This is a genomic window from Microbispora sp. NBC_01389, assembly GCF_045040095.1.
Taxonomy (GTDB): Bacteria; Actinomycetota; Actinomycetes; order Streptosporangiales; family Streptosporangiaceae; genus Microbispora.
In genome coordinates this window covers 1,297,706-1,309,368 of sequence record NZ_CP109552.1, presented here as the reverse complement: position 1 = coordinate 1,309,368, position 11,663 = coordinate 1,297,706, and the positions used below count along the sequence as shown (strand labels likewise).

14 protein-coding genes and 1 riboswitch are annotated in these 11,663 nt (G+C 70.1%); of the genes, 12 read left to right on the top strand and 2 right to left on the bottom strand.

The genetic code is table 11. The annotated features are described in order from the left end of the window. Positions 1–23: 23 nt before the first annotated feature. Genes OG344_RS05760 through OG344_RS05745 form a run of 4 tightly spaced genes read left to right on the top strand, consistent with a single transcriptional unit; the run spans position 24 to position 3,934 of the window. Positions 24–965, top strand: a complete 942-nt coding sequence (locus tag OG344_RS05760) for an ABC transporter permease (RefSeq protein WP_327048212.1) — start codon at positions 24–26, stop codon at positions 963–965. Further along, complete coding sequence (locus OG344_RS05755; RefSeq protein ID WP_405087297.1) at positions 958–1,881, top strand: ABC transporter permease; 924 nt, start codon at positions 958–960, stop codon at positions 1,879–1,881. The genes OG344_RS05760 and OG344_RS05755 overlap by 8 nt, the downstream gene beginning before the upstream one ends. Positions 1,882–1,893: 12 nt before the next feature. Then, the gene (locus OG344_RS05750; RefSeq protein ID WP_405087296.1) at positions 1,894–2,934 is read left to right on the top strand and encodes an ABC transporter ATP-binding protein; all 1,041 of its coding nucleotides are present in this window, start codon (positions 1,894–1,896) and stop codon (positions 2,932–2,934) included. Next, the gene (locus OG344_RS05745; RefSeq protein ID WP_405087295.1) at positions 2,918–3,934 is read left to right on the top strand and encodes an ABC transporter ATP-binding protein; all 1,017 of its coding nucleotides are present in this window, start codon (positions 2,918–2,920) and stop codon (positions 3,932–3,934) included. The genes OG344_RS05750 and OG344_RS05745 overlap by 17 nt, the downstream gene beginning before the upstream one ends. Before the next feature lie 16 nt (positions 3,935–3,950). On the opposite strand, the gene OG344_RS05740 is transcribed toward OG344_RS05745, so the two are convergent. Next, the gene (locus tag OG344_RS05740) at positions 3,951–4,757 is read right to left on the bottom strand and encodes an S-adenosyl-l-methionine hydroxide adenosyltransferase family protein (protein ID WP_405087294.1); all 807 of its coding nucleotides are present in this window, start codon (positions 4,755–4,757) and stop codon (positions 3,951–3,953) included. Positions 4,758–4,866: 109 nt separating this feature from the next. On the opposite strand from OG344_RS05740, the gene OG344_RS05735 reads away from it, so the two are divergent. From OG344_RS05735 to OG344_RS05720, 4 genes are read left to right on the top strand one after another with little or no spacing between them, the layout of a single operon-like run. Then, the gene (locus OG344_RS05735) at positions 4,867–5,148 is read left to right on the top strand and encodes a DUF3263 domain-containing protein (RefSeq protein WP_327048207.1); all 282 of its coding nucleotides are present in this window, start codon (positions 4,867–4,869) and stop codon (positions 5,146–5,148) included. A 12-nt stretch (positions 5,149–5,160) separates the two neighbouring features. Further along, positions 5,161–5,982: a trehalose-phosphatase gene (gene otsB, locus OG344_RS05730; protein WP_405087293.1), complete on the top strand. Its 822-nt coding sequence runs from the start codon at positions 5,161–5,163 to the stop codon at positions 5,980–5,982. A 10-nt stretch (positions 5,983–5,992) separates the two neighbouring features. After that, entirely contained in the window at positions 5,993–6,601 is a 609-nt protein-coding gene (locus OG344_RS05725; protein ID WP_405087292.1) for a hypothetical protein, read from the top strand. A gap of 59 nt (positions 6,602–6,660) precedes the next feature. Further along, positions 6,661–7,251, top strand: coding sequence for a hypothetical protein (locus OG344_RS05720; RefSeq protein WP_405087291.1), 591 nt, complete (start codon positions 6,661–6,663; stop codon positions 7,249–7,251). A 22-nt stretch (positions 7,252–7,273) separates the two neighbouring features. Here the strand turns inward: OG344_RS05720 and OG344_RS05715 are convergent, their stop codons facing one another. Beyond that, positions 7,274–8,698 carry a trehalose-6-phosphate synthase gene (locus tag OG344_RS05715; RefSeq protein ID WP_405087290.1) on the bottom strand — a complete coding sequence of 475 codons (1,425 nt, stop codon included), beginning with the start codon at positions 8,696–8,698 and terminating at the stop codon, positions 7,274–7,276. A gap of 102 nt (positions 8,699–8,800) precedes the next feature. Here OG344_RS05715 and OG344_RS05710 point away from each other — a divergent pair, with 102 nt between their 5' ends. The 4 genes from OG344_RS05710 to OG344_RS05695 all read left to right on the top strand — a co-directional run bounded on the left by OG344_RS05710 (position 8,801) and on the right by OG344_RS05695 (position 11,649). Continuing rightward, positions 8,801–9,352, top strand: a complete 552-nt coding sequence (locus tag OG344_RS05710) for an RNA polymerase sigma factor (RefSeq protein ID WP_150938751.1) — start codon at positions 8,801–8,803, stop codon at positions 9,350–9,352. A 96-nt stretch (positions 9,353–9,448) separates the two neighbouring features. Further along, positions 9,449–9,588, top strand: a riboswitch (SAM riboswitch). A gap of 14 nt (positions 9,589–9,602) precedes the next feature. Next, entirely contained in the window at positions 9,603–10,871 is a 1,269-nt protein-coding gene (gene thrC / locus OG344_RS05705; RefSeq protein WP_405087289.1) for a threonine synthase, read from the top strand. 45 nt (positions 10,872–10,916) lie between these two features. Beyond that, the gene (locus OG344_RS05700; RefSeq protein WP_327048201.1) at positions 10,917–11,192 is read left to right on the top strand and encodes a MoaD/ThiS family protein; all 276 of its coding nucleotides are present in this window, start codon (positions 10,917–10,919) and stop codon (positions 11,190–11,192) included. A 256-nt stretch (positions 11,193–11,448) separates the two neighbouring features. Continuing rightward, a complete protein-coding gene (locus tag OG344_RS05695) occupies positions 11,449–11,649 on the top strand; it encodes a cold-shock protein (RefSeq protein WP_142575003.1) in 201 nt (66 codons plus the stop codon). The last annotated feature ends 14 nt before the right edge of the window (positions 11,650–11,663 follow it).

Sequence of the window (11,663 nt, the reverse complement as noted above, 5' to 3'; positions counted from 1 at the left end):
CCTGTTCATGACCGGGAGACCTCATGGGTCGCTACGTGATCAGACGCCTACTGCAGGCGATCCCTGTACTGGTGGGTACCACGTTCCTGCTCTTCGCCACCGTCTACGCGCTGCCGGGTGATCCCATCGCGGCCCTGGGCGGGGACCGGCGTCTCGACCCCCAGCTCGTGTCGCGCATGCGGGAGCAGTTCCACCTGAACGATCCGCTGCTCGTCCAGTACTGGTACTACCTCCGCGACATCGTGTCCGGTGATTTCGGCACCACCTTCCGCGGGGTGCCGGTGTCCTCGCTGTTCCAGGGCAAGTTCCAGGTGACCTTCCAGCTCTCGGTCACCGCCCTCGTGTTCGAGGCGGTCATCGGCGTGGGGCTGGGCCTGTGGGCGGCGCTCCGCCGGGGCAGGTGGCAGGACCAGGCCGTGCTCGCGGTCACCCTGCTGCTGGTCTCGATCCCGACGCTGGTGAGCGGGTTCGTCCTGCAGCTCGTGCTCGGCGTGAAGCTGAAGCAGAACACCGGCATCGACTTCTTCCCCGTCGCCGGGATCCAGAACGGCATGCGGAGCTACCTCGTGCCCGGCCTGGTGCTGGCCGGCCTCTCGATCGCCTACCTCACCCGGCTCACCCGGACGAGCCTGATGGAGACGCTCCGCGCCGACTACATCCGCACCGCCGTGGCCAAGGGCATGTCCCGCCGGAGGGTGCTCGGCCGGCACGCGCTGCGCAACTCGCTCATCCCGCTGATCACCTATCTGGGCGCCGACCTGGGCACGCTGATGGGCGGCGCGATCATCACCGAGACCATCTTCAATCTGCCCGGCATCGGCCAGCAGCTCTTCCAGTCCGTATACCTGCGCGAGAACGCGGTGGTGGTCGGTATCGTGACGGTGCTGGTCCTGGTCTACATCCTGGCCAACCTGATCGTCGACCTGCTGTACGCCGTCCTCGACCCCCGGATCCGCTATGAGTAACGCGACTGTGGCCGAATCGGCCAAGGACAAGGACGCCAAGCCGGAGAAGGCGCGCAGGCCGGCCAGCCTGTGGTCGGACGCCTGGTACGACCTCCGCCGGAACAAGGTCTTCATCCTGGGGTCGATCCTCGTGTTGATCCTGCTCCTGATGGCGGCCTTCCCGTCGTTGTTCTCCTCCGTCAACGCCTACGACCCCTCCACGTGCGACCTGAGCAACGCGCGGGACGGCATCACCTCCAAGCACTGGTTCGGCACCGACAACCTCGGCTGCGACACCTACTCCCGCGTCATCTACGGCGCCCGGGTCTCGGTCATCGTCGGCATCGCCACCTCGCTGATCAGCGCCGTCGTCGGGGGCGGGCTCGGACTGCTGGCGGGCTACTACAGCCGCTGGGTCGACGTGCTGCTGTCGCGGCTCGCGGAGATCTTCTTCGCGATCCCCTCGGTGCTCGGCGCGCTGCTGTTCCTGTCGGCCATCGGCCGGGAGAACGCCGGAGCCTTCACCGTGGTCCTCTCGCTCTCCGTGCTCGCCTGGCCCCTGATCCTGCGCATCATGCGGGCCGCGGTCATCTCGGCGAAGAACCAGGACTACGTCACCGCGGCCCGGGCGCTGGGCGCGGGGCCGGGGCGCATCATGCTGCGGCACATCATGCCCAACGCGATCGCCCCGGTGATCGTGACGGCCACCCTCAACCTCGGCGTGTTCATCGCCGCCGAGGCCGGCCTGTCCTTCCTGGGGGTGGGCGTCCAGCCGCCGACGATCTCGTGGGGCCTGATGATCGGAGACGCCCGGCGCAGGTTCCTGGAGGCGCCGGAACCGCTCATCTTCCCCGCGATCTTCCTGAGCATCACCGTGCTGGCGTTCGTCATGCTCGGCGACGCCGTCCGCGACGCGCTCGACCCGAAGCTTCGATAAGAGGGGCGGCAAGTGAAGAACCCATCTGTCGACACGCATCTGCTCCCGGCGGAGCGCGCGGGCGACGAACCCCTGCTCGCCGTGGATAATCTGCACGTCGAGTTCCAGACCCGCCAGGGCGTCGTACGGGCCGTGAACGGCGTCTCCTACTCGGTCGACGCCGGCGAGACTCTCGCGGTGCTCGGGGAGTCGGGCTCCGGCAAGTCGGTCACCGCGCAGGCGATCATGGGCATCCTCGACATGCCGCCGGCGCGCATCCCCAAGGGGGAGGTCCGGTTCCACGGCACCGACCTGCTCACGATGCCGGACAACGCCCGCGGCCAGATCCGCGGGCGGCGGATCGCGATGATCTTCCAGGACGCGCTGTCCGCGCTCAACCCGGTGTTCACCGTGGGCTGGCAGATCGGGGAGATGTTCCGCGTCCACCAGGGCATGTCCAAGCGGGACGCCCGCCGGAAGGCCGTGGAGCTCATGGACCGGGTCAGGATCCCGGGCGCCAGGTCCAGGGTCGACGACTTCCCGCACCAGTTCTCCGGCGGCATGCGGCAGCGCATCATGATCGCGATGGCGATCGCGCTCGACCCGGAGATCCTGATCGCCGACGAGCCCACCACCGCCCTGGACGTGACCGTGCAGGCGCAGATCATGGGACTGCTGGCCGAGTTGCAGCAGGAAAGCGACATGGGCCTGATCCTGATCACCCATGACCTCGGCGTCGTCGCTGACGTGGCCGACAAGATCGCGGTCATGTACGGCGGGCGCATCGTCGAGAACGCCTCGGTCTTCGACGGATACCGCGCTCCCGCCCACCCCTACACCAAGGGCCTGCTGGAGTCGATCCCCCGGGTCGACCTCAAGGGCCAGGAGTTGTACGCCATCAAGGGCATGCCGCCGAACCTGCTCGACATGCCCACCGGCTGCGCCTTCCACCCGCGGTGCCCGTACCGCAAGGAGAACTGCGTGACCGACGCCCCACCGCTGTACACGGTCGGCGACACCCGCGGCAGCGCCTGCCACTACTGGAGGGAGGTTCTCGATGACGGCTCCAACTGAGTCCATCCTCGAGGTCCGCGACCTGGTGAAGCACTTCCCGCTGACCTACGGCGTCGTCTTCAAGCGGCAGGTCGGCGCCATCAAGGCGGTGGACGGCGTCTCCTTCGACCTGCGCAGGGGCGAGACGCTCGGAGTCGTGGGCGAGTCGGGCTGCGGCAAGTCCACGCTGGCCAAGCTGCTGATGGCGCTGGAGCGGCCCACGTCGGGCTCGGTGCGGATCAAGGGCAGGGACATCGCCACCGCCAGGGGCGCCGAGCTCAAGCGGATGCGCCGCAACATCCAGATGGTGATGCAGGACCCGTACACGTCGCTGAACCCCCGGATGACGGTCGGCGACATCGTCGGCGAGCCGTTCGAGATCCACACGGACGTCGCGCCGAAGGGCGGCCGGCGGCAACGGGTCCAGGAGCTGCTGGAGGTCGTGGGCCTCAACCCCGACCACGTCAACCGCTACCCGCACCAGTTCTCCGGCGGCCAGCGTCAGCGCATCGGCATCGCCCGCGGCCTGGCGCTCCAGCCGGAGATCATCATCTGCGACGAGCCGGTCTCCGCGCTCGACGTGTCGATCCAGGCCCAGGTGATGAACCTGCTGGAGCGGCTGCAGAACGAGTTCAACCTCGCCTACATCTTCATCGCGCACGACCTGTCGGTGGTCCGCCACATCTCCGACCGGATCGCGGTGATGTACCTCGGCAAGATCGTCGAGCTCGGGAACGACACCGCGATCTACGACAACCCGACGCATCCGTACACGCAGGCCCTGTTGTCGGCGGTGCCGGTGCCCGACCCGGAGGGCCGGGAGACCCGCCAGCGGATCATCCTGCAGGGCGACCCGCCCTCGCCGGCCAACCCGCCGTCGGGCTGCCACTTCCGCACCCGCTGCTGGAAGGCGCAGGAGATCTGCGCCGAGCAGGAGCCCATGCTGGAGGTTCGCCCGGGCAGCGCGCATCCCAGCGCCTGCCACTTCGCGGAGGTCCTCGACGTGGTGAACGCCGAGTAGGAGACCCGCCGCCGGGTCAGCGCCCGGGCGACAGCCGTACGTGCGCGCCCGGGGGCAGGCCCAGGCGGTCGGCGGCGTCCCCGGCGTTGATCGCCATCGCGACCAGGCCGGCGGAGTCGGCGAACGCCACGAGGTCGCCGGGCGGCACGGCGGTGAAGGTCTCCCGGTACGGCACCGCGACCTGGCGGCGCCCCAGCCACACGGCCAGGGTGTCGCCGAGCCGTACGCCGATCTCGGCCAGGTCGGTCGCGGTGATCGAGAACTGGACGTTGCCGTGCCGGTCCACCGACAGCACCTCGCCCTCCGCCGCGCCGTCCCGCAGGCGGCAGGTCGGCGCGGGCAGGGTCACCAGGCGGCCCACCGGCATCGGCGGCCCCACGTCGGCCACCGCCCGGCCGGCGCACAGGTGTGCGGCCACCGGGGCGAACAGGTCGCGTCCCTGGAAGGTCGGCGAGACGTTGGCCAGGAACAGCTCCCTGTTGGTGATCTCGTAGGCCGCGTCGGCGCCGCCCGCGGCCCGGACGGCCCACGACAGGACGCCGTTGTCCGGGCCGACGAACACCCGTCCGCCGGCGTCGACCGCGACCGGGCGGCGGTTGCCGCCGACGGCGGGATCGACGACGGCGAGGTGGACGCCGGCCGGGAGGTAGGGCAGGGTCTGCGCCAGGATGGCCGCGCCGCGCCGCACGTCCCCGGCGGGAACGAGATGGCCCACGTCGATGATCCGAGCCTGCGGTGCGATGCCCGCGATCACGCCGTGGCACGCGGCGACGAAGCCGTCCTCCAGCCCGTAGTCGGTCAGAAGCGTGATTACAGAGCTCACACCACGTGACACTACGTCGGCCTCCGTCCCGCTGCACACCCCGGGTCGTCCAACGTCGTCCGTCCCTTTACCATGAGGGGCGGGCTCGCGGCCGATCGAGGAGGAGCGGATGGACACCGAACCGACCGGCGGCGACGGGCTCGACCTCTCCGACCGCGACCGCGAGATGCTCGCGTTCGAGCGTCAGTGGTGGCGGTACGCGGGCGCCAAGGAGCAGGCGATCAGGGAGGCCTTCGGCGTCTCCGCCACCCGGTACTACCAGTTACTCGGGGAGCTGATCGACCGGCCGGAGGCGCTGGAGCACGACCCCATGCTGGTCAAGCGGCTGCGCCGGATGAGGGCCGGCCGGCGGCGCGACCGCTCCGCCCGCAGGTTCGGCACGCACTCCTGACGGAACGAGGCCATGACACTGCCCGCGCACCCAGGACTCGACGCGATCGTCGCCGATCCGGCAGGCGCCGTGATCGGGCTCGACTACGACGGCACGCTCTCCCCGATCGTCCCCGACCCCGCCGCCGCCCGCGTGCACCCCGCGGTGCCGGGCGTGCTGGCCGCGCTCGCCCCGCTCGTACGCGCCGTGGTCGTCGTGACGGGCCGGCCGCCCCTGACGGCCATCGGCCTGGGAGAGGTCCCCGGCGGGCCGTCGCTCGGGGACGTGCCCGGTCTGGTGATCCTCGGTCACTACGGCCTCGAACGCTGGGAGGACGGCCGCGTGACGGCCCCGCCGGCGCCGCCGGGGCTCGACCTCGTACGGACCCGGCTGCCCGTCGTCGTGGCCGGTCTCGCGGGCGCGTGGATCGAGGACAAGGGCCACGCCGTCGCCGTGCACACCCGGCGGTGCGCCGACCCCGCCGCGGCCCTGGACGCGCTGCGCGAACCGGTCGCGGCGCTGGCCGCGGAGGCCGGGCTCGCGGTGGAGCCGGGCCGCCTGGTGCTGGAACTGCGGCCCCCCGGCATGGACAAGGGCCGGGCACTTTCGGCCTTCCTCGCCGAGCGCGGCGCCCGCTCGGTCATGTTCGCCGGCGACGACCTCGGCGACCTCGCGGCCTTCGCCGCCGTGGAGGAGGCCGGCCTGCCCGGCGTGCGGGTGTGCAGCGGGTCCACCGAGGTGACCGCCCTGGCGGAGCGCGCCGACCTGGTGGTGGACGGCCCCGACGGCGTCGTGGCCCTGCTCGGCGACCTGGTGGAATCGCTTGGCAAGCGGTCTGCAAGCGGGCAGGTCTAACGTCCGGGGCATGAACCGGAAGACCATCCCGGCCGGGCTCGCCGTGCTGACCGCCGCCCTCGCGGCCGCCACCCTGGTGGCTCCCGCGGCGGCGTCCGCGAGCGACCTCGGCGGCACCAGGCAGCTGCACCTGCGCAAGGGCCTCACCCTCACCATCCCCGCGTCGTGGCGGGTCGACGCCGTCCGCACGGACTGGACCCGCGTCATCACCGGCTCGTGCCCCACCCGTGGCACCGTGGACTACGGTTTCCGCGACTCGGGGTGCCACAGCTTCTGGGTCCTGGGTCCCAAAGCCATCAAGATCGGCCACGAGCTGTTCAACGCGTACACGCCGGACGGGCCGTTCTATCCCGCCACCGACATCGGGCCCTGCCCGGTGAAGAAGAACCTCTACATCGGCCAGACCAAGCTCGTCGGGAAGGGACTGCGCCAGGTCGGGCCGGGGCACCGGGCCGACTACCGCGACTGGGCGGGGCCGTGCGTGACGATGACGAAGTTCACGGTGAAGGCCCACTTCCACCAGCGGGAGTGGTTCCTGCCCACGTCGAAGATCCTGATCGTCGACCAGTGGAACACCCCGGGCCTGGACGCCGTCCTCAAGAAGGCCACCTGGCACTGACCTCTTGCCGGCAGCGCTCCCCAAGCCGTCTCCAAGTGGCAGGGCATACCGTACGAGACATGATCGGAAAGACGATTGCGACCGCGGCGGCCGGGCTGGCCGTGCTGACGGCCACCCTGGCGGCTCCTTCCGCGGCGTCCGCGAGCGGCACCAAGCAGGTCCACCTGCGCAAGGGCCTCACCCTCACCGTCCCCGCGTCGTGGAAGACGGTCCAGGCCGGCTCGGACTGGACGCGGGTCATCACCGGCTCGTGTCCCAGCCTCGGCACCATGGACTTCGGTTTCCGCGACGCGGGGTGCCACGGTTTCTGGGTGCTGGGCCCGAAGGCCCTCGAAATCGGCGGCCACACGTTCCAGCGCTACAACCCCAGATACGAGTTCGATCCCGCGACCGACGTCAGCGTCTGCCCGAGGACCGTGAGCCTGTACAAGGGCACCTTCACGCTCGCCGGCAAGGGCCTGCGGAAGGTCGGGGCGGGTCACCGGGCGGAGTACCACGCGTGGGCGGGCACCTGCGTCGACAAGAAGTTCAGGGTGAAGATGCGCTACAGCCAGCGCGAGTGGTACCTGCCCACGTCGAAGATCCTGATCGTCGACCAGTGGGACACCCCGGGCCTGGACGGGATCCTGAGTAAGGCCATCTGGCGCTGACCACCGCCTCCGGCGCGGCCGGTCAGCGCAGCGCGGCGATCTGGTCGCCGAACCAGCGGCGGGGCGGCAGCGCGGTGGCCGCCTCCCGCAGCCGCAGGCCGCGCCTGAGGCGCTCCTCCTCCGGCAGCGTCAGCGCCTCGTGCAGCGCCGCCGCCGTGGCGGTCACGTCGAACGGGTTGACCAGCAGGGAGTCAGCGCCGAGCTCGGCCGCCGCGCCCGCCTCGCGGGACAGCACGAGCGCGCACCGGGGCGACAGGATCGGGCCCTCCTTGGCCACCAGGTTCATGCCGTCCCGGACGGGGTTGACGAGCAGCACGTCGGCCAGCCGGTACGCCGCGAGCGAGCGCGGGTAGTCGTCGTTGACGTTGAGGATCAGCGGGTCCCAGTCCTCGGTGGCGTACTCGTCCTCGATCTCCTGGGCGCACCGCTGCACGGCCGCCGTGTACTCGCGGTACTCCGGCAGGTCGTGCCGGGAGGGGTAGGCGAACGCCAGATGGACCACCCGTCCGTGCCACTCGGGATGCCCCGACAGGAACTCCTGGTAGGCCCGCAGGCCGCGGACGATGTTCTTGGACAGCTCCGTGCGGTCGATCCGCACGATCAGCCTGCGGTCGCCGACGTGGTCCCTGATCGCCGCCATGTGCGACTCGACGTCCGGCTCGGCCGCCCGTGCCCGCAGCGCGTCGCCGTCCACCCCGAGCGGGTGCACGCCGATCCGGGTGATCCTGCCGCCCCAGCTGACCGTACGGGCCGCGTGGTCCACCCGGGCCCCGAGCAGGGCGGCGCAGCAGTCCATGAAGGCGCGCGCCCAGCGCGCGGTGAGGAAGCCGGCGTGGTCGGCGCCGAGGATGCCCGACAGCACCTCCGCCGCGACGTCCTCGGGCAGCAGCGCGAAGTATTCCGGCGGGGCCCAGGGCGTGTGCGAGAAGTGCGCGATGCGCAGGTCGGGCCGTTCGACCCGGAGCATCGCGGGGGTGAGCGTCAGGTGGTAGTCCTGCACCATCACCCGGGCCCGGGCCGTGGCCTCCTCCGCCAGCGCGAGCGCGAACGCGCCGTTGTAGGTGCGGTACGACTCCCACTCCCGGGCGAACCGGGTGCCGAACTCGGGGGAGAAAGGCGTGTTGTAGAGCAGGTGGTTGACGAACCACAGGGTCGAGTTCGCCACGGCGTTGTAGGCCCGGTGGAAGACCGCGGGCGGGATGTCCAGCATGCGGATGGGTCCCGTGTCGAACGCCTCGTCGAGCCGGCCCCCCGGCGCCTGCCGCACCGCCCCGCGGTCGCCGTCCGACAGCGCCGCGCAGACCCACAGCACGTCGGTGTCCCTGACCACGTCCGACAGCCCGGACACGAGCCCGCCGCCGCCCCTGCGCATGGTGAGGCCGCCGTCCTCCGACAGGGTGAAGGACACCGGGCCCCGGTTGGACGCGATCAGAACGGAGCTGCTCATTGGGGTTTCCCCTCGATCAGAGCGGGCGCGCATGCCGGAAGGTTAATAAAAGCGGGCCTCCATCAATAGGATGTCAACCGATCGCGGGAGGGCTGGAACGGGATGGCACTGGACGACGTCACCGAGGAACTGGCCGGATCGGCCGCCCGGGGAGATCACCGCGCCCTCGGCGAGCTGCTGCGGCGCATCGAGCCGGACGTGCTGCGGCACTGCGAGCGGCTTCTACCGTACCGGCAGGACGCGGAGGAGGCGGCGCAGGACACGCTGCTCGCCGTGGCCCGCAACATCGCCCGGTTCGAGGGCCGGGCCAAGTTCAGCACCTGGCTGCACATCGTGACCGTGAACTGCGCCAGGACGACCTACCGGTCGCTCAAGCGGCGCTCGTCGGAACAGGCGGAGGAGCTGCCCGAGCAGCGGCCGGACCCGCGGCGGGTGAGCGTCATCGCCGGGTCGCGGCTCGACCTGCTCGACGCGATGGAGGCGCTGGAGGCCGAGCGGCCCGACCTCGCCCAGGCGCTCGTGCTGCGCGACATCTGCCAGCTCGACTACTCCCAGGTCGCCGAGCAGCTCGGCATTCCCCTCGGCACCGTCAAGTCCCGGATTCACCAGGCGCGCAAATACGTGCAGAGCGCGCTCGGCGAGGCCTACGGCTGATACAAACCTTCTCGCCATCTGAGACAACGGAACGGACACAGGGGACGCCGGGGTACAGTGCTGGAGGACCTTTCTCGAAGGTTCTACAACTGAAGATGCTCATCCAGAGGGGTGGAGGGACCGGCCCTGCGAAGCCCCGGCAACCTCCCCGGTGTCGAACTCGTGTCCACGAGGCCCGGCCGGGACAGGTGCCAATTCCGGCTCGCGGCCAGGGTGGTCGCGAGCGAAGATGAGGGAAAGGCCTCGCTTCATGGCGCACAGCAGCACTGCGGCCCCCACCACCGCCACCGACTTCGGCCCCGCCACCGGTCTGTCCTGCCGGGAGTGTGGCGCTCACTATGACCTCGGCCCGGTCTTCGCCTGTACGGAGTGTTTCGGCCCCCTTGAGGTGGCGTACGACTTCGGGGAGGTCCGCCGGGAGGACATCGCGGCGGGCCCGGCGAACATCTGGCGGTACCGCTCCCTGCTTCCCGTCCCCGCCGGGGTGGCGGACAAGCCCAACCTGCAGCCCGGCTGGACCAAGCTCGTGCGGGCCGACCGGCTGGCGGCAGAGCTCGGGCTGCGGTCGCTGCACGTCAAGGACGACTCCGGCAACCCGACCCACTCCTTCAAGGACCGGGTCGTCGCGATCGCGGTCGAGGCCGCGCGCGCCTTCGGCTTCCACACCCTGTCGTGCTCGTCCACCGGCAACCTCGCCGGCGCGGTGGGCGCCGCGGCGGCCAGGGCCGGGCTGGACTCCTGCGTGTTCATCCCCGCCGACCTGGAGGCGGCCAAGGTCACCATGGCCGCGGTGTACGGCGGCCGGCTGGTCGGCATCGACGGCACCTACGACGACGTGAACCGCTTCTGCTCCGAGCTCATCGGCGACGAGCTGGGCGAGAAGTGGGGATTCGTCAACGTCAACCTCCGGCCCTACTACGCCGAGGGTTCCAAGACGCTGGCGTACGAGATCGCCGAGCAGCTCGGCTGGCGGCTGCCCGAGCAGATCGTCGTCCCGGTGGCCTCCGGCTCGCAGCTCACGAAGATCGACAAGGGCTTCCGCGAGCTGATCAAGCTGGGCCTGGTCGAGGAGCGGCCGTACCGGATCTTCGGCGCGCAGGCCGAGGGCTGCTCGCCGGTCTCCCGCGCGTTCAAGGCCGGGCAGGACGTGGTGCAGCCGGTCAAGCCCGACACCATCGCCAAGTCGCTGGCCATCGGCAACCCGGCGGACGGTCCGTACGTGCTCGACATCGCCCGCCGTACGGGCGGCGCGGTGGAGGACGTGAACGACGGCGAGGTGGTCGAGGCGATCCGCCTGCTGGCCAGGACCGAGGGCGTCTTCGCCGAGACCGCGGGCGGCGTCACGGTCGGCGTGCTGCGCAAGCTCGTGCGCGAGGGCCGCCTCGATCCCGAGGCCGAAACCGTCGTCCTGAACACCGGCGACGGTCTCAAGACACTTGACGCCGTGGCCGCGCAGGCCCGTCCGTCCGCGGTCATCCGTCCCTCCCTCGGCGCCTTCCGTGCGGCATTCGCCGACTGAAAGCGTTATCACAGGCCCATCGGCAGCAACGAAAGCGAGTGAGCAATGAGCGTTTCCGTGCGGATTCCGACGATTCTACGGACGTACACCAACGGCGTCGCGGAGGTAAGCGGGGAGGGGGGAACGCTCCGCGACGTCCTGCAGAAGCTGGATGCGGACTATCCGGGCATCGGAGGTCGAATCCTGGATGAGACGGGCAAGATTCGGCGTTTTGTCAACGTCTATGTCGGAGAAGAGGACGTCCGTTTCGCCGATGGGCTGGACACCGCCACGCCGGACGGGGTACAGATTTCGGTCATCCCCGCCGTCGCCGGGGGCTGAGCCGCGACACCGCCGCCGGGCACCTGACATGCGCTTCTTTCACCGGGGAAGTGGGACGTCGCCGCGGCGAGTGGTGAAGCGCTCAACCTTTCGGTGGAAAAGTGAATAATCGTCTGTACCGCTTTGAGCGAACGCGACGTAGTAGTTTGCGGATTGACTCTGTTGTTCTACGCCTTGACACGGGTATGGTCGAAGACGATCGACGAAACCGGGGGCTTCTTGGGTGTGGTCCCCAGCCCAGCAAGAGGAGTCGGAAGTGGCGCAGGGCACCGTCAAATGGTTTAACGCGGACAAGGGCTACGGCTTCATCGCGGTAGACGGTGGGAAGGATGTGTTCGTCCATTACTCGGCAATCATGATGGACGGCTACAAGGCCCTCGAGCAGGGTCAGCGGGTGGAGTTCGACATCACGCAGGGGCAGAAGGGCCCGCAGGCGGAGGCCGTACGATCCGTCTGATCCCGTCAAGCGAC

What these genes read in the sequence shown, in the direction of transcription:
- OG344_RS05735 (WP_327048207.1), top strand. Translation starts at nt 4,867, where the DNA reads ATGGACACCGAACCGACCGGCGGCGACGGGCTCGACCTCTCCGACCGC.
- thrC (WP_405087289.1), top strand. Translation starts at nt 9,603, where the DNA reads ATGGCGCACAGCAGCACTGCGGCCCCCACCACCGCCACCGACTTCGGC.
- OG344_RS05715 (WP_405087290.1), bottom strand. Translation starts at nt 8,698, where the DNA reads ATGAGCAGCTCCGTTCTGATCGCGTCCAACCGGGGCCCGGTGTCCTTC.
- OG344_RS05725 (WP_405087292.1), top strand. Translation starts at nt 5,993, where the DNA reads ATGAACCGGAAGACCATCCCGGCCGGGCTCGCCGTGCTGACCGCCGCC.
- OG344_RS05710 (WP_150938751.1), top strand. Translation starts at nt 8,801, where the DNA reads ATGGCACTGGACGACGTCACCGAGGAACTGGCCGGATCGGCCGCCCGG.
- OG344_RS05745 (WP_405087295.1), top strand. Translation starts at nt 2,918, where the DNA reads ATGACGGCTCCAACTGAGTCCATCCTCGAGGTCCGCGACCTGGTGAAG.
- OG344_RS05760 (WP_327048212.1), top strand. Translation starts at nt 24, where the DNA reads ATGGGTCGCTACGTGATCAGACGCCTACTGCAGGCGATCCCTGTACTG.
- OG344_RS05720 (WP_405087291.1), top strand. Translation starts at nt 6,661, where the DNA reads ATGATCGGAAAGACGATTGCGACCGCGGCGGCCGGGCTGGCCGTGCTG.
- OG344_RS05755 (WP_405087297.1), top strand. Translation starts at nt 958, where the DNA reads ATGAGTAACGCGACTGTGGCCGAATCGGCCAAGGACAAGGACGCCAAG.
- OG344_RS05700 (WP_327048201.1), top strand. Translation starts at nt 10,917, where the DNA reads ATGAGCGTTTCCGTGCGGATTCCGACGATTCTACGGACGTACACCAAC.
- otsB (WP_405087293.1), top strand. Translation starts at nt 5,161, where the DNA reads ATGACACTGCCCGCGCACCCAGGACTCGACGCGATCGTCGCCGATCCG.